Genomic DNA, 16,649 nt, shown 5'->3' with positions numbered 1-16,649 from the left:
CCGCCGGCCGCGGTCGGCCGGCGGGACCCGGTGGCGGTCAGTGCCGGCGGTGCTGGGTGGCGCGGCGGCGGCGCAGGACGAGCGCGGTGGTGGCGCCGACGAGCACGAGGATGCTGCCGACGACGGCGGGGGTGGTGGTCTTGGCGCCGGTCTGGGCGAGGGAGCCGGTGCCGGTGGCGGCGGTTTCGGTGGCCCGGGCCGGGAGGGCGGTGGTGCCGAGGTCGGTCGTGTCGTCGCCCTGGGCGGTGGGCTGGGCGGGCTGGCCGGGCGTCGGCTGGGCGGGAGCCGGGGCGGTGGTGCTGCCGGTGCCGGTGCCGGTCGGGGTGCTGCCGCTGCCGGGCTTGGTGGGTGCGGCGCTCGACGTGGGTGCAGTGCCCGACGTCGGAGCGGTGCCCGACGTGGGCGAGGCGCTCGACGTGGGGCCGGGGGTGGGCGTGCTGCCGACGCCGAACGCCATCCGGACGTCGGCACCGGCGGCGGTCGCCCCGGTGACGCTGATGGACAGGCCGCTCGCGGTGTCGGTGAGCGCCGCGGTGCCCGTGAACGAGCCGGTGGTCGCCTTGTCGTCCTGCTTGCTGTTGCCGATCATGACGGCGTGGTCGTACTGGCCCTTGGGCACGCGGTAGACGTCGACACCCTGCGCGACGTCCAGGTCCGCGGTACCGGCGTCGGGGGTGCGGAACTCGACGACGATCCGGTCGCCGCCGCCTCCCAGGGGAACGTCGACGGCGCGCACGCCGGCGCTGCCCGCGGCGGCGTGCAGCGGCGTGAGGTGCACGGTCGTGGTGGCGGTGGGGGTGGTGACCTGCTGGTCGGTCAGCCACTTCTGCGCGAGGAGTTCCGGCGCGGAGAGGCCCTTCTTCTCGCCGCCCGCGCCCATGGGCGTCCGCCGGCTGTAGCCGTCGGCGGTGCAGGCGGTGAAGCTGCCCGGCGTGCACACCTGGCGGTCCTGGTGGGCGAATCCGAGGTTGTGGCCCATCTCGTGGGCGATGGCGGCGGTGTCCCGGACGGCGCCCTCCTGGAACCAGGTGATGGCGCCGGGCTGGTAGCCGAGGCCCCACCACTGGCACGCCTTGGTGCTCGGCATGACGATCGACAGGTGGTCGTAGGACACGTCCGCGACGGCCTTGCGGGCGAGTTCGGCGATCTTGCCGGTGTCGCAGGCGGAGTTGTCCATGTCGAGGTCGAACGGGCCGAACACGCCGTCCCCCTTGGCCGGCACCACGCCGAGCCGGCCACCGGAGTTGGCCGCGTAGTACGAGGTCAGCGAGTTGGCCGGGCCGAAGAAGTGGCTGAGGGCGTCCTGGCGGTCCGCGTCGGGGCCGGCCAGCTTGGCGTTGCGGAAGTTGACCAGGACCACGGCGTGCCGGTCGGTCTTCTGCGTCCCGGGATCGGCCAGGGCCGGCGTGGCGAGGACGGTCGCCGAGAGCGTCAAGGCGCTCGCGGCCGTGACGGCGAGGAGAGCCGAGGCCGACCGGCGGGCTACGTCGCCGGGGGAGGTGTGGCGTGCCATGGGTGGGTCCCTTCGGTGGGTGCGGGAGGCCGCGGGGGCGGCTGCAGTTCCTGAGGGGAGACCGGGCGGGGCGCCGGACGACCCGCGACTTTGCCAAGTCTTTACCGAAGCCGTTCGACGGCGGGCCGGCCGACCGGCGGTGCGGGTACGGATGGTCCCGGCCCCGCGCTCCCGCCGGGTCGCGGGACGCCTCGACGGGCGCCCGCCGGCCCGGAGGCCCCGGCGGTCCGTCGCGCCTCCGCCGCCGCGTCCGCGGGCCGTCCCGCGTTGCCGGGCAGGCGGGAAGGCGTGGCACACTTGCGCGCTATCCGGCCGGGACCTGGGCCGGCCTCGCGTGGCGGGCGTGCCGTCCGCCGTCATCGGACCGGCCATCAGCGGACAGACAGGGGAGCGTGTTGAGCGTACTGACGACGGCTTTCCGGGCGGACCTCACCGGCCTGACCGATGCCGAGCTGGCCGCGCTGCTGCGCGAGCCGCCGGCGGTGGCGGGGGCCGCCGTCCACGACGTGATGGGCGAGGTGTTCGCCCGCCACCACACCGCCGTGCTCGCCTACGCCCGCACCTGCTGCCGGGACGCCGCCACCGCCCACGACCTCGCCGCCGAGGCCTTCGCCCGGACCTACCGCTCGGTGGCCTCCGGGGCCGGACCGCAGCACGCCTGGCGCCCCTACCTGCTGACCTGCGTCCGCCACACAGCGGTGGACTGGGCGCGGGACGGCGCCCGCACCCAGCTGTCGGACGACTTCGAGTCCTGGGCCGACGCCCTGCCCGCCGGCCAGGACGTCGAGGACGCCGTGCTCGCCGCCGAGGAGGGCTCGCTCGTCCTGCGCGCCTACCGGTCGCTGCCCGAACGCTGGCAGGCCGTGCTCTGGCACGCGGTGGTCGAGCGCGAGCCCGCCGACGCGACCGCCCGGCGCCTGGGCATCACCGCCCGCGGCATCGGGTCCCTCGTCGCCCGCGCCCGGGAGGGCCTGCGCGAGGCCTATCTGCGGGCCCACCTCGACCAGGCCGGCAGCGAGGAGTGCCGCCACTACGGCGGCCTGCTCGCGGCCTCCATCCGCCGGCCGGACAAGCGTGCCGCCCGCGATCTCGGCCGCCACCTCCGGTCCTGCGCCGACTGCGCCCGCGCCGAACGCGACCTGCGGGACCTCAACGGCCGACTCGGTGCGTTGCTGCCCGCCGGCCTCCTGCTCTGGAACCCCGCCGGCCTCTGGCCGTCGGCGGGGCACGGACTCCAGCTGGTGGCCGCCAAGCTGGGAGTCGCGAAGCTGGGGGCCGCGCGCCTCGGCACCGCCAAGGCGGCGTGGACGGCCGCGGCCGTCGCCGGTGCGACCGTCGTCGCCGTCGCCGTGGTTCCGGACCAGGGGCAGAGCCCGCACCGGGCCGCGCCCCCGCCGGCCGCGACCCCGGCCGGCGAAACGGCGCGTCGGGAGCCGGCCGTCCCGGCCGCTCCGGCCGCCTCCGTGGCCCCGCCGTCCGCCACCCCCTCCGCCGCCACCCCCGCTGCCCCCACCGCGTCCGCCACCGCCCCGCCCCCGGGCTCCCGGACCCTCGTCAACGCCATGACCGGCCTGTGCGCCCAGGCCGACCCCGGCGGCGCCCTCACCCAGCGCACCTGTGACCGGAGCGCCGGCCAGGCCTGGATCCTGGTCCCCGTCGGCGACGACGTGCGGATCAGGAACGCCGGCACCGGCCGGTGCCTGGGCACCGGCGGCAGCACGGCGGACGGCGCCCCGCTCGTCCAGGGGAACTGCGCGAACGGGGCCAAGGACCAGGTCTGGACCCTCTGCCCCAACGGCATGGTGGTGAACACCGCGAGCGGTCTGCTGTTCGGCCTCAAGCACTGGCCGAAGGCGGACCACCCGGGCCCCGGCGACCAGCTGACGCAGAGCCAGAACTACTACGACAGCGAGGCCTTCCGCTGGCAGCAGCGGCCGCCGGGCGCCTGACCGCCGCATCCCGGGGCGCGGCGGGCGGTCCGGCCGGGGTCGGTGCGGCGGGTCTGTGCGGCGGGGCGGGGTCGGCAGGCGGGGCCGGTGCACAGGCGGGGTCCCTGCGCGCCGGCCCCGGGGCCTCGGCCCGTGCCGGCCTCAGCCCGTGACCGGCCGCAGCGCGGCGGCCGTCATCGCCGCCATGCCGGAGTCGCCGTTGTAGGAGCCGACGGTGGCGTCGTTGCCCGCGTTGATGATGTCGTCCCCGGCGACCTGGTTGTTGTCACCGACGATCACGGTCCAGCGGTTGCCCCCCGTGGCCTGGGCGGCGTCCATGGCGGTGCCGGCCACCCCGTTCGACCCGTTCGAGCCGTTGTGGGAGCCGACGGTGGCGTCGTGGCCCGCGTTGATGATGTCGTAGCCGGCGACCTGGTTGTTGTCACCGATGATGACCGTCCCGTGGTTGCCGCCGGAGACGACCTCGGCGCTCGCGGCGGTCGGCACGGCGGCGATTCCGGCGGCGGCGAGCAGGGTCAGCGTCCGGGTGATGCGACGGTTCATGGGGGATTCTCCGCTTCTGTCAGGAAATCTGCCTGATCGGGCGAAGGCGACAGTAGGCGCAGCTCCCCGGGGTGGCGGACGATGGTCCGCCGCCCGTGGCGTGTCGGCCGGGGCCGCCGGGGGCCGGTCGGGTCAATCGCCGGCCCGGCGGGACCCCCGGCGATCGGCGGAGGCTGACCAACCGTCAAGTCGAGGGAACCGGGGCGTCGGTGCGGTCGACTTTCTGGTCAGGACACCGACAAGAAGGAGTGCCCCTTGAAGACTCACCTCAGGCGTGGTGCCGGCCCGCGGGTGCTGCCGGCGCTGATGGCGGCGCTGTGCGGAATCATCGGTACGACCGCGGTCGGCGCGACACCGGCGGCGGCGGCCGACCAGCGTCACCCGGTCTACGCCATCGCGCACCGGGTCGACACCCTGGACGGCGTGGACGCCGCGCTCAACCACGGCGCCAACGGCATCGAGATCGACGTCTGCGCCTGGTGGAACCCGAACGAGTGGCGCGCCTACCACGACTGCTCCTCGGCCGGTGACAACCGGCTGGGCCCGGGCTTCGACAGCATGATCGACCGCATCCTCGCCAACGCCAACGCCGGGCGCCGGCTGGGGCTGGTCTGGCTGGACATCAAGGACCCGAACTACTGCGGGGAGCAGCAGAACCGCGGGTGCAGCGTCGCCGGCCTGCGCGACAAGGCGCAGCGCCTGACGGCCGCCGGGATCCAGGTGCTCTACGGCTTCTACGAGTACCACGGCGGCAGCACCCCGGATGTCGGCGGCCGGGGCTGGAAGAGCCTGGAGGGCAGGCTCGGCCCCCTGGAGGGCATCACCACCACCGGCACCCGCGACCAGGCCCGGAACGCCTTCAACCGGTCCGGGTCCGGGTTCCCGGCCGGCCACCGGGTGATGGACTACGGCGACAGCGACATCACCAAGGGGTTCGGCAACTGCACCGAGGCCGCCCGCAACACGTGCGCGGAGCTGAAGAAGGGCGCCGCGGACCGGGATGCGCGCCAGCTCGCGGCCACGCTGTCCTGGACGACCACGTACAACGACCCGTGGTACGTCGACAAGCTGCTGGGCGATGCCCGGGTGGACGGCATCATCGCGGGCTACGGCAGCTTCACCGGGGTGCGCGAGTACGACAACAGCTGGCAGTGCGCCAACGCCGTCAACCTCATCCGTGACTGGGTGAACCGCCACAGCGGCACTCACCGCATGGCGACCAGCGGCGACCGCCTGTTCCGGTAACGGGGAGAGCCGCGCCCTCGGGACCGTGCGCCGGGATCCCGGCCCGCGGCCCCGAGGGCGTTCCGCCGGACGGCCAGCGGCCCCGGCGGCGCAGGGGGTCAGTGCGGGGAGAGGACCAGCCGGCGGGTGTCGTTGCGGTAGCCGAGGCGGTCGAAGGCCGCGGACATCGGGGTGTTGGCGAGGTCGGTGTCGGCGCGGACGCGCTCGGGCGCGGTCTCGGCGGCGAGGATCCGGGTGATCTCGGCGAGGATGTCGTCGCCGTACCGGTGGCCGCGGTGTTCCGGGACGACGCCCAGGTAGCCGACGACGGGGAAGGCGTGGTTGCGGGAGGGGATGCCGAAGCCGACCGGCTCGCCGTCGGGCGTGCGGGCGACGCGCCACCAGGAGCGGTCGCCGAGCATGGTGTCCCGGTAGAAGGCGACGTCGGCGCGGGCCTGGGCCTCGGCACCGAGGCGTTCGGCCTCCTTGCGGGAGTCGGTGTCGAGGGTGCCGGCCAGGACCCGGCGGAACAGGCCGACGAAGACCTCGTCGTCGGGCTCGGGGTGGAGGAGGAGGCGGCCGGACGGCTCGGGGAGGCCGGCCGGGGGCGTCCACTCGTAGCGCAGCCGTTCCAGGCTCACCGGGAGGCCGGCCCGCCGGGCCGCCTCGCGGCGCCAGGCCACCGCCGCGACCGCCTCGGGGCGTTCGCGCCAGTCGCCGGGCAGGACGAGGTGGTACTCCGGGGCGGCCTCCGCGCCGGCCCCGGCGTAGGCCGCGTGGGCCGCGGTGAGCAGCTCCGCGGCCAGGCCGGTGCGGTCGGCGTCCGTCCGCACCGAGGCGTGGACGAACACGCCGTCCAGGGCGTCGGGCAGGTCGCCGTCCGGGTCGCCCCACCAGACGGCGGCCGCGAGCGGTGTGCCGTCGGGGGCCTCCTCGGCGATCCAGGTCCACTCGGGGCGGTACTCGCCGTCGGCGAGCCGGGTGCGGTAGGTGTCGGCCGTCAGGCCGGTGGCCGGGTCGGGGGCGATCAGCGGGAGGACGCGGCCGAGGTCGGACGCGACGGTCGGACGGACAATCACAACGGCTCCGAATCGGGGGAGTTGACGGGAATCCTGGTCAGGGCGGTTCTATCGCACCCGGCCGGTTCCGGGGGTGGAAGGGCCTCGACGGTGTGGCGGCGCCCGGCCAGGCCGGTGGCGGCCAGGAGCAGGCCGGTGCAGCAGAGCAGCAGCGCGCTGCCGCGGTCCCGGGCGGTGCCGAGGAGGCGGCCGAGGGTGGAGTCGAGCGGACCGCCGGGCGCCACCAGCGGGTCGCAGATCTGCGAGGCGAGCGGTCCGGCCAGCAGGTAGCCGAGCAGGGTGCCGCCCTGGGTGAACATCCGGCGCAGGGCGAAGACCCGCCCCTGTGCCTCGGCGGCGACCGCGGACTGCCAGAGCACCTGCGCACAGCTGCTCACCACCGGCAGGCCGAGGAAGAACGTGAAGGCCGCCGCCGCCAGGAGGCCGGGCCGCGGGTGGAGGCCCGCCGCCAGGACGGCGCCGCCGCTGAGGACGGTCGCCGAGGTCACCCAGACGAGTGGCCGGCGCGGGCCGGACCAGACCGACATGGCGACGCTGCCGGCCGCCAGGCCGAGGCCTCCGGAGGTGCTGACCATGGCGACCGCGGCGTTCTGCCCGGAGGCCGGGGTGCCGGCCAGTACGAGGGGCAGCAGCAGTGCGGTGGCGGCGGCCTCGGCCCCGTTGAGCACGGTGACCACGCGGAGCAGGTACCGCAGGCCCGGTTGGCCGGTGAGCAGCCGTCGCCCTTCGGTCAACTCGGCGCGCCAGCCCCGACGTTGCTCCGGACCGTCGGGGCGACCCGAAGGGCGGGGGCGGTCCGGGCGGCCGGTCGGCTCGGGGAAGCGGGCGACCAGCAGGGTGAGCAGGCCGAGGGCGAACGAGACGACGTCGGTCACCAGGACGGCGCGCAGCCCGCCCGCGCCGAGCAGGACGGCGGCGAGCATCGGGCCGAGCAACTGGGCTCCGGCCAGGGCGGTCTGGGTCATCGCCCCGGCCCGGCCGCGCTGGCCGGGCGGGACCATGCCGGTCACGGCGGCGGCGAGCGCGGGCCACTGGAAGGCGGCGCAGCAGGACTCCACGACGGTGGTCGCGTACACCTGCCAGACGGCCAGGTGGCCGGTCGCCTCGGCGGCGGCCATCGCCACGGCCGCGAGCATGGCCACCGCGTCCGCGCAGAGCAGGACGGTCCGGCGGCGGTGGCGGTCCACCAGGACGCCGGCGGCCGGGGCGGCCAGCATGCCCGGGGCGAAGCCGAGCAGCAGGCCGGTGGCGAACTGGGTGACGGAGCCGGTCTGTTGGTAGATCCACAGGCCGAGGGCGAAGCCGGAGATCCCGGAGCCGAGCGCGGTGACCAGCCGCCCGGCCCAGACGATCAGGAAGGTGGTCACGGCGCCTCCGGTGGGCGCGGGGGAGGGGTGGACGGCGTGCGCATGAGAGGGCTCCGGTCCGAGAAGGGAAAGGGAGGGGAGGGGAGGGGAAGGGCGGTGGTGGTGCCGCCGGGCCGGCCGCACCACCACCGCGCTCCGGCCGGGTCAGCGCAGGCGGGCGGCCAGGACCGGGCCGATCACGTCCAGGGCCTCCGGCGTGGTGAAGCGGCTGTGCGGGACGTCCAGCGGGTGGTTCTCGATCGGGCCGTCCACGTGCGCCGTCCACAGTTCGGTCAGCGGGGTGCCGTCGGCGCCCCGGCCGGGCAGGGCCTCGAAGAAGAGCACCGGGCCCCGGTAGCGGCCCGGCTGTTCGCCCTGGGCCAGCGCGATGTTGTTGGCGGTCACCCGCACCAGCCGGCGCAGCGCCGCCGGGTCCAGCCCGGCCAGGACGCTGCCGCGCTCGCGCAGCAGCTCCGACACGGCCTCGGCGGTGGGGAGTCCGTCGCCCAGGGCGTCGGCGTCGCCCGCCGGCGCGGCCGCGGCGAGGGCGCCCAGCTCGTCGAGGTCGAGGCCGTCCAGCGCCAGCGAGAGGATCTCCGCGTCGCCGGGCCGGCCGGCGTGCCGGAAGCGGCCGGTCGGGTGCGAGTCGAGCATCGCCAGCAGCGCCACCTCCTCGCCCGCCTCCTGCAGTTGGCGGGCCAGCTCGTGGGCCACCGTGCCGCCGAAGGACCAGCCGAGCAGGTGGTACGGGCCGCTCGGCTGTACCTCGCGGATCAGCTGCAGGTAGTCGGCCGCCATCTCGGCGACGGTGCCCGGCAGTTCGCCGTTCCCGTCGAGTCCGCGGGCCTGCAGCGCGTACAGCGGCCGGTCGCGGTCCAGGTGGCGGACCAGACCGGAGTAGCACCAGCCGAGGCCGCCGCCGGGGTGCACGGCGAACAGCGGCGGGCGGCTGCCGCCGGTGCGCAGCGGCAGCACCTGGCCGAGTCCGTCGCCGGATTCGAGCCCGCCCTCGGCGCCGAGCCGTTCGGCCAGCAGGGCCACGGTCGGGGTCTCGAACAGCGCCCGAAGGCCGATCCGGATGCCGAGCTCGTCGCGGATCCGGGCGGTCAGCCGGGCGGCCAGCAGTGAGTGGCCGCCGAGGTCGAAGAAGTTGTCGTCGATGCCGACGGTGTCGGTGTTGAGGGTGGTGGCGAAGAGGCCGCAGAGGACTTCCTCGCGCGGGGTGCGGGGTGCGAGGCCGGCTTCGGAGCTGGACGCGGCGGGGGCGGGGAGGGCGCGGCGGTCGAGCTTGCCGTTGGGGGTGAGCGGGAGGGTGTCGAGCAGGACGACCGCGGACGGCACGAGGTGGGCGGGCAGTCGGGCGGCGGCGGTGGCCCGCAGTTCGGCGAGGTCCGGGACGGTGGCCGCATCGTCGGCGGGGACGAGGTAGGCGATGAGCCTCTGGTCGCCCGGGTGGTCCTCGCGGAGGACGACGGCGGCCTGGACGATGTCGCTCCGGCTGGTGAAGTGGGTCTCGATCTCGGCGGGTTCGATCCGGAAGCCGCGGAGTTTGACCTGGTCGTCGGTGCGGCCGAGGAACTCCAGCCGGCCTTCGTGGTGCCAGCGGCCGAGGTCGCCGGTGCGGTACATCCGGGAGCCGGGCGCGCCGAACGGGTCGGGCAGGAAGCGCTCGGCGGTCAGGGCCGGGCGGCCCAGGTAGCCGCGGGTCACCAGGTCGCCGGCGATGAAGAGTTCACCGCCGACGCCGACCGGCAGCGCCCGCAGCGCCTCGTCCAGCACGTACATCCGGGTGTTCCAGATCGGCCGTCCGATGGTGATCACACCGGAGGGCGCGGCGTCGCCGGGCCCGATCCGGAACTCGGTGCAGCCGACCGTGGTCTCGGTCGGGCCGTACTCGTTGATCACGGTGGCCCCCGGGTGGCGCCGGCGCCACTCGTCCAGCACCTCGCCCATCAGCGACTCGCCGCCGAGCACCAGCTGCTCGCTGGGCGAGAAGCGCTCGGGCAGCGCGGTCAGCAGGGCCAGGTGGCTCGGGGTGGCCTTGACGAAGGTCGGGCGGTCGAACTCCCCTGCCGTGGGCGCCTCGTCGTCCAGTTCGATCAACTGGACGGTGCCGCCGCTGGTGAGCGGTGCGAACAGGCCGGTGACGGTGAGGTCGAAGGACACCGGCGAGTGGACCAGCGCCCGGCCGGCCACGCTGCCGTACGCCTCGCGGGCCCAGGCCAGGTAGGCGTCCAGCGAGTGGTGCTCGACCACCACGCCCTTGGGGCGGCCGGTGGAGCCGGAGGTGTAGATCACGTAGGCCGGGTTGCGCAGCGACAGCGGCGCCGAGCGGTCGGCGTCGGTGAGGTCGTGCTCCGGCAGGGCGGCCAGGGCGGCGGCCGTCTCCGGGGCGTCCAGCAGCAGACGGGGGTGCTCGGTGGCGGGCAGCAGCGCGGCCGCCTCGGTGGTGGTGAGCACGCACAGCGGCCGGGCGTCGGCCAGGGTGTAGGCGATCCGCTCGCCCGGGTGGGTGAGGTCGACCGGCAGGTAGGCCGCACCGGACTTGAGCACCGCGAGGACGGCCACCAGGGTCTCCACCGACCGGGGCACGGCCAGCGCGACCAGGCGCTCGGGGCCGGCGCCCCGTGCCACCAGGTGGCGGGCCAGGCGGTTGGCCGCGGTGTCGAGCTGGGCGTAGCTGAGGGTGTCGGTGCCGCAGACGACGGCGGTGGCGTCGGGGGTGCGGGCGGCCTGGGCGGCGAACAGCTCCGGGAGCGTCCGGCCGGGCAGCTCGCGCGTCGGGCCGTTCCAGTCGGTGAACAGGGCCTGCCGCTCGTGCTCGGCGAGCAGGTCGATGTCGTGGATGGGGGTGTCGGGGTGGTCGGCGGCGCTGTGCAGGATGCGCTGGAACTGGTTGGCGAGGCGTTCGATGGTGGTCGGTTCGAAGAGGTCGGCGGCGTACTCGATGGTGACGGTGAGGCCGCCGGGGGCGCCGTCGGCGGTCCGGTGCTCGGTGACCGTGAAGGAGAGGTCGAACTTGGCTGCGCTCTCGAACTCGACGTCCTGGGAGTCGAGTTCGCTGTTCACCGGGGTGGTGTTGTTGAGGGTGAGGATGGTTTGGAAGAGGGGGTGGCGGTGGGGGGTGCGGGTGGGGTTGAGGGCTTCTACGAGGCGTTCGAAGGGGAGGTCCTGGTGGGTGAGGGCGGTGAGGTTGAGGTTGCGGGTGTGGTGGAGGAGTTGGGTGTGGGTGGGGTTGCCGGTGGTGTTGGTGCGGAGGAGGAGGGTGTTGACGAAGAAGCCGATGAGGTGGTCGAGGTGGGGGTGGGTGCGGCCGGCGGTGGGGGTGCCGATGGGGAGGTCGGTGCCGGCGCCGTTGCGGGTGAGGAGGGTGGCGAGGGCGGCGTGGAGGGTGTGGAAGAGGGTGGCGTGGTGGGTGTGGGCGTGGGTGGTGAGCTTTTGGTGGGTGGCGGGGTGGGTGTGGGTGGTGTGGGTGTGGGCGTGGTGGGTGGGGTTGGTGGGTCGGGGGTGGTCGGTGGGGAGGGTGATTTCTTCGGGGAGGTTGGTGAGGTGGGTGGTCCAGTGGGTGAGTTGCTGGTGGAGGGGGGTGTGGGGGGTGTCGGGGTTTCCGAGGTGGTGGTGTTGCCAGAGGGTGTAGTCGGCGTACTGGACGGGGAGTTCGGGCCAGTCGGGGGTGTGGCCGGTGGTGTGGGCGTGGTAGGCGGTGGTGAGGTCGTGGGTGAGGGGTTGCATGGACCAGCCGTCGCCGGCGATGTGGTGGAGGACGAGGGCGAGCAGGTGGTGGTCGGGGGAGAGGGTGAAGAGGGCGGCGCGCAGGGGGAGTTCGGTGGTGAGGTCGAAGGGGGTGGCGGCGAGGGTGGCGATGCGGGTGCGGGCGTCGGCCTCGTCGGTTTCCACGGTCAGGAGCGGGATGAGTGCGGGGCCGGCGGGGCGGATGTCCTGGCGGGGTTCGCCGTCGGTCTCGGGGAAGAGGGTGCGCAGGGTCTCGTGGCGCTCGACGACGTCGTCCAGTGCGGCCTGCAGGGCGGCGGTGTCCACGGCCTCCGTCAGCCGTAGCACCACCGGCATGGCGTACGCGCTCGCCTCGCCCTCCATCCGGTTGAGGAACCAGAGCCGGGACTGCGCAGGGGAGAGCGGGATGCGCTCCGGCCGCTCCACCGGCTCCAGTGCCGGCAGCGCGGCGGCCGGGCGGGCGGACGACAGCCGCTCCGCGAGCCGGGCGACGGTCGGTGCCTCGAAGAGGTCGCGCACGCCCAACTCCGCGTCCAGCGCGGTGCGGACGGCCGCGACCAGCCGCATCGCCAGCAGTGAGTGGCCGCCGAGGTCGAAGAAGTTGTCGTCGATGCCCGGCTCGCGTTCGGTGCCCAGCACCTCGGCGAAGATCCGGCACAGGGCGGCCTCCCGCTCGTCGCGCGCGGTCCGGCCCGCGGCGGTCTCCTGGCGGGGCGGGGCCGGCAGCGCCCGGCGGTCCAGCTTGTTGTGCGCGGTCAGCGGCAGCGCGTCGAGCACCACCAGCGCGGACGGGACCATGTAGCCGGGCAGGGCCTTCGCCAACTCGGCGCGCAGCGAGGCCGGTTCGACCTCGGCGCCGGGCACCGGGACGAGGTAGCCGACCAGCTGCCGGTCGCCCGGACGGTCCTCGCGGACCACCGCCGCGGCCGCCGCCACCGGCTCCAGCGCGGCCAACGCCGCCTCCACCTCGCCCAGTTCGATCCGGAAGCCGCGGATCTTCACCTGGTCGTCCAGCCGCCCGAGGAACTCGATCGCGCCGTCCGGCAGCCGGCGGGTGAGGTCGCCGGTGCGGTAGAGCCGGGCGCCGGGCTCGCCGTACGGGTCCGGGACGAAGCGCTCGGCGGTCAGGCCGGGCCGGCCGAGGTAGCCGCGGGTCACCTGGGCGCCGCCGATGGACAGCTCGCCCGGCACCCCGGCCGGCACCGGCTCGCCCCGGCCGTCCAGCACGTACGCCCGCACGTTGCCGAGCGGCCGGCCGATCGGCACGGTCGGGGTGACGGCGAGCTCCTCGGCCCGCGGGTGGTGGGTGGTGACGCCGACCGTGGTCTCGGTGGGGCCGTAGTGGTTGAGCACCTCGCAGTCGGCCCGGCCCAGCAGCTCGCGGACGAAGGTGCTGGTGGAGCCCTCGCCGCCGAGGATCAGGCCGCGACGGGGGAGCACCCGGTGCTCGGCACCCGGGCCCTCCAGGGCCGCCAGGTGCGAGGGGCTGATCTTCAGGTAGTCGATCGCGTGCTCGGCGAAGTAGGCCGCCAGCAGACGCCCGTCCGAGGCGGTGTCGGCGTCCACCATGTGCAGGGTGCCGCCGCCCAGCAGCGCGGCGGACAGCACCGTGACGCAGGAGTCGAAGGTGAACGGCTGCACCATCGCGTACCCGGCCTCCGGTGCCAGGCCCAGCGCGGACCCCACGGCGGTGCGGTAGTTGAGCACCTGGCGGTGTTCGACCACCACGCCCTTGGGCCGCCCGGTCGAGCCGGAGGTGAACAGCACGTAGGCCGCCTGGCCCGGGTCGACGGTCACCTCCGGGGCGGTGTCGGGCAGGCCGTCCAGCGCCAGCTCCTCCACCACGACGGCCCGGACACCGGCCGGCAGCCGGCCGGCCGCGGCGGCGCGGGTGATCACCACGGGGGCGGCGGTGTCGGCGAGCATCATCGCCATCCGCTCCTGCGGCTGGGCCGGGTCGATCGGCACGTAGCAGCCGCCGGCCTTGAGTACGGCCAGCAGTGCCACCACGGTCCAGGCGCCGCGCTCCAGGCAGATGCCGACCGGGGTCTCGGCGCCGACGCCGAGCCCGCGCAGGTGGTGGGCCAGCCGGTTGGCCAGCCGCTCCAACCCGGCGTAGTCGTGGGTGCCGTCGGCGCCGACCACCGCGACGGCCTGCGGGGTCCGGGCGGCCTGCTCGGCGAACCGGCCGTGGAAGGTGCCGGCCGGCACCTCCAGGGCGGTGGCGTTCCAGGTGTCCAGCACCAGCGCGCGCTCGGCGGCGGTGAGCAGCGGCAGCCGGCCGACCGGGCGGTGCGGGTCGGTGCAGGCCTCGCGCAGCAGGGTGGCGTAGTGGGCGAGCAGGCGCTCGGCGGACCGGTCGTCGTAGCGGTCGGTGCGGTGCACCAGGGTCAGCGTCAGGGTGTCGCCGGTCTCCGACACGGTGAAGGTGAGGTCCCGCTTGGCGTCGGCCGGGCCGGCGCCGTCCAGCGGGCGCAGCACCAGCTCGCCCGGGTCGGCGGCGGCTCCGGTGGCGCCCGGGGCGGCCTGGTCGAGCACCAGCATGGTGCGCGCCAGTCCGTCCGGGGAGCCGGCCCGCAGCCGGGCGGCCAGCTGCTCGAAGGGCACCTCCTGGTGCTGGAGGTCACGCTTGGTCGCCTCGGCGGCGCGGTCCAGCAGCTCGGCGAAGGTCGGCCCGCCGGTCGGGGCGTCCCCGGCGGCGTGCGGGGAGAGGTCGCCGCGCAGCAGCAGGGTGTTGACGAAGCAGCCGATCAGGCCTTCGAGTTCGGTGCGCTCGCGGCCGCCGACCGGGGTGGCGACCACCGGGTCCTCCCCGCAGCCGTAGCGGTGCAGCAGCGTCTGGAGTGCGGCCAGCGCCACCGTGAAGAGCGTGGTCCGGTGCCGCGCGGCCAGGGCGCGCAGGCCCGCCGTCACGTCGGCGGGCAGTTCCAGGCTGTGCGAGCCGGCACGCGCACCGCCCTCCGGGCGGCCGGTGGCGGTGGCCGGCGGCGGGGTGTCGGTCAGGCCGGACAGCCGCTGCTGCCAGTAGTCCAGGCTCTCCTGGTACGCGGCGCCGTCGAGCCGGCCGCGCTGCCAGGCGGCGAAGTCGCCGTACTGCACCGGCAGCGGCGGCAGTCCCGCACCGGCCGGGCCGTCCGCCGACCGGTAGGCCGCCGCCACCTCGGCCAGCAGCACGTTCACCGACCAGGCGTCGACGGCGATGTGATGGACGGTCAGCAGCAGGACGTGCTCCTGCTCGCCGGTGCGCAGCAGTGCGGCCCGCAGCAGCGGCCCGGCGGCCAGGTCGAACGGGGTGTGCGCCTCCTCGGCCAGCCGCTGGTGCACCAGTGCCCCGGCATCCCCGGGCGCCGACCGGAGATCGGTGACCGGCAGCGCGAACCCGCCGTCCCCGTGGACCAGTTGTACCGGCGTGCCGTCCGGTCCGGCGGCGAAGGTGGTGCGCAGCACCTCGTGCCGGGAGATCACCGTGCGGAACGCCCGGGCCAGCCGCTCGACGTCCAGCGGGCCGGTGCAGGCCACCGCCATCGGCACGTTGTACGCCGCCGACTCCGGGGCGAGCTGCTGGGCCAGCCAGATCTGCTCCTGGGCGAAGGAGAGCGGCACCGGCGCCCCCGGCGTGCGGCGCGGCACCCCGGCCGCGGCGGCCGGGCGCCCGGCCAGCCGCTCGCGCAGCCGGGCCTCCAGCCGGGCCCGCTGCTCGGGCGACAGCTCGGCGATCCGGCGGGCGGTGTCGGCGGCCGTGCCGGCGGCGGTGGCGGTGGACTGGGTGGTGCTCACGGTGCTCTCCCCGGAGAAGGTCAGGCGGGCCCGAAGGCGCTGGGCGGAAGGCGGAGTTGGGGCGGTGATGCGCGGTCGGCGCTCAGAACAGGACGCGGGAGCCGGCGGCGGCCCGGGCGTCGCGGGACTTGCGCAGGTCGCGGCTCACGTTGACCCGCTTGAGCCAGCGGTCGGTGCCGTCGAAGCGCGCGGCGAAGGAGCTGCGGCCGTGCACCGCACGGTAGTTGTCGACGAAGACGATCTCGCCGGGGGCCAGCGCGGCGCCGCCGAGCCTGCGGTCGATCTCCTCGGAGAGCCGCCGGAGGGCGGCCCGGGCCTCCTCGTCCAGCCGGTCGAGGTCCATGAAGTACGGGTCCAGGCACAGGTACGGGTCGCTGGGCGAGCCGAACAGCACCGGCACGGGCGCGGCGTCGTCGCGCATCCGCTTCAGCCGCTCGTAGGCCTGGTCGAGCAGCTCCTCCCCGCCCGCGAGCGCCCGGCCGGGGCCGCTGTCGAGCATCTGGAGGTGCGAGTTGTCCGGCAGCATGTAGAACCGCGGCTCGGCGAGCACCCGCCGGTCCTCGGCGGAGATCTCCAGGTCCTGCACGCCGACGAAGGTGGTGGGCACGCGGTCCGGGTTGCGCAGGCACAGCAGGCCCACGTAGTCGCCCCGGTAGGGGTGGAAGGCGTCCTCGACGTGCCAGAAGATGGTCTGGTTGCTGCCGGTGCCGATCTGCTCGTCCTCGTGGCCCTTCACCGGCAGGACGTCGTGCACCAGGTAGCCGTCCTGCTGGGTGGCCCAGGCGACCGGCTCGCCGAGCAGGGCCCCGCACAGCAGCAGGAAGATCTCCTCGCGCAGCGCCGGGGAGACCCCGGTGCGGTCCTGCCAGTGCGGCGGGGTGGTGCCGATCCGGTCCTGGTCGACGCGGTAGCCGGAGACCACGCAGGCGCCGGCCGGCTCGTGCAGCCGGAAATCGGTCAGGAAGCGGCGCAGGGCGAGGGGCAGCCGGTGGGACTGGACGGTGAGTTCGTCCTGGAGGGCCTGGTCCTCGACGCTGCCGTGCCGGCCGGCCAGCTCGTCGAGCAGGGCGGCGACGGCGTCGGCGTCGGCGGGGTCGAGCGTCAGGGTGTGCATGGGTGTCACCTCGTGGTGTTCGGTGGTGCGGAGGGCTCGGCGGAGCCCGGACGGAAGGGCGGCGGGGAAGGCCGGCGGCGGGCCTCAGCCGGCCGCGGGGAGCAGCGCGGCGAGCCGGTCGAGGCCGGCGGCCAGCTCCGTGGAGGAGCCGCCGAAGCCGAGCCGGATGTGCCGCGGCGCGCCGAAACAGGCACCGGGCACGACCAGCACCCCGTGGTCGCGGTCGAGCCGGTCGGCGAACGCGGTCACGTCCGTCACCGTGGTCAGTTCGGGGAAGGCGGTGACCCCGCCGGCCGGCAGGTCGGCGGACACCTGCTCGCGGTGCTCGGCCAGCCAGCCGGCCAGCACCGCGCGGTTGGCGGTGGCCTGGGC

The 16,649-nt window shown here is 75.4% G+C and carries 8 protein-coding genes and 1 pseudogene; 2 read left to right on the top strand and 7 right to left on the bottom strand.

Annotation, left to right across the window (positions count from 1 at the left end):
- Positions 1–37: 37 nt before the first annotated feature.
- Positions 38–1,513 (bottom strand): LPXTG cell wall anchor domain-containing protein, encoded by a 1,476-nt coding sequence (locus ABZ885_RS22645; protein WP_360191428.1) that lies wholly within the window; start codon positions 1,511–1,513, stop codon positions 38–40.
- A 395-nt stretch (positions 1,514–1,908) separates the two neighbouring features.
- Between ABZ885_RS22645 and ABZ885_RS22640 the strand changes: the two genes are divergently transcribed.
- Positions 1,909–3,462, top strand: coding sequence for a sigma-70 family RNA polymerase sigma factor (locus ABZ885_RS22640; RefSeq protein WP_360191425.1), 1,554 nt, complete (start codon positions 1,909–1,911; stop codon positions 3,460–3,462).
- Positions 3,463–3,603: 141 nt separating this feature from the next.
- On the opposite strand, the gene ABZ885_RS22635 is transcribed toward ABZ885_RS22640, so the two are convergent.
- Positions 3,604–4,005 (bottom strand): hypothetical protein, encoded by a 402-nt coding sequence (locus ABZ885_RS22635; protein WP_360191422.1) that lies wholly within the window; start codon positions 4,003–4,005, stop codon positions 3,604–3,606.
- Positions 4,006–4,260: 255 nt separating this feature from the next.
- Between ABZ885_RS22635 and ABZ885_RS22630 the strand changes: the two genes are divergently transcribed.
- On the top strand, positions 4,261–5,250 hold the full coding sequence (locus tag ABZ885_RS22630; RefSeq protein ID WP_360191419.1) for a phospholipase: 990 nt from the start codon (positions 4,261–4,263) through the stop codon (positions 5,248–5,250).
- 98 nt (positions 5,251–5,348) lie between these two features.
- Here the strand turns inward: ABZ885_RS22630 and ABZ885_RS22625 are convergent, their stop codons facing one another.
- The 5 genes and pseudogenes from ABZ885_RS22625 to ABZ885_RS22605 form a co-directional block, all read right to left on the bottom strand.
- Positions 5,349–6,308, bottom strand: a complete 960-nt coding sequence (locus ABZ885_RS22625; RefSeq protein ID WP_360191417.1) for a GNAT family N-acetyltransferase — start codon at positions 6,306–6,308, stop codon at positions 5,349–5,351.
- Positions 6,305–7,675 carry an MFS transporter gene (locus tag ABZ885_RS22620; protein WP_360191415.1) on the bottom strand — a complete coding sequence of 457 codons (1,371 nt, stop codon included), beginning with the start codon at positions 7,673–7,675 and terminating at the stop codon, positions 6,305–6,307. Before ABZ885_RS22620 ends, ABZ885_RS22625 begins: the two co-directional genes overlap by 4 nt.
- Before the next feature lie 144 nt (positions 7,676–7,819).
- On the bottom strand, positions 7,820–15,163 hold the full coding sequence (locus ABZ885_RS22615) for an amino acid adenylation domain-containing protein (RefSeq protein ID WP_360191413.1): 7,344 nt from the start codon (positions 15,161–15,163) through the stop codon (positions 7,820–7,822).
- Positions 15,164–15,245: 82 nt separating this feature from the next.
- On the bottom strand, positions 15,246–16,277 hold the full coding sequence (gntD, locus tag ABZ885_RS22610; protein WP_360191411.1) for a guanitoxin biosynthesis L-enduracididine beta-hydroxylase GntD: 1,032 nt from the start codon (positions 16,275–16,277) through the stop codon (positions 15,246–15,248).
- A gap of 84 nt (positions 16,278–16,361) precedes the next feature.
- Positions 16,362–16,649: pseudogene (locus ABZ885_RS22605) on the bottom strand (capreomycidine synthase); the annotation flags it as partial.

Source organism: Kitasatospora sp. NPDC047058 (assembly GCF_040643935.1).
Taxonomy (GTDB): Bacteria; Actinomycetota; Actinomycetes; order Streptomycetales; family Streptomycetaceae; genus Kitasatospora.
This window is presented reverse-complemented; position numbering and strand designations above follow the sequence as displayed.

Bases quoted from the DNA above. Each gene is read 5' to 3' on its own strand.
- ABZ885_RS22645 (WP_360191428.1), bottom strand. From the start codon at position 1,513: ATGGCACGCCACACCTCCCCCGGCGACGTAGCCCGCCGGTCGGCCTCG.
- ABZ885_RS22635 (WP_360191422.1), bottom strand. From the start codon at position 4,005: ATGAACCGTCGCATCACCCGGACGCTGACCCTGCTCGCCGCCGCCGGA.
- gntD (WP_360191411.1), bottom strand. From the start codon at position 16,277: ATGCACACCCTGACGCTCGACCCCGCCGACGCCGACGCCGTCGCCGCC.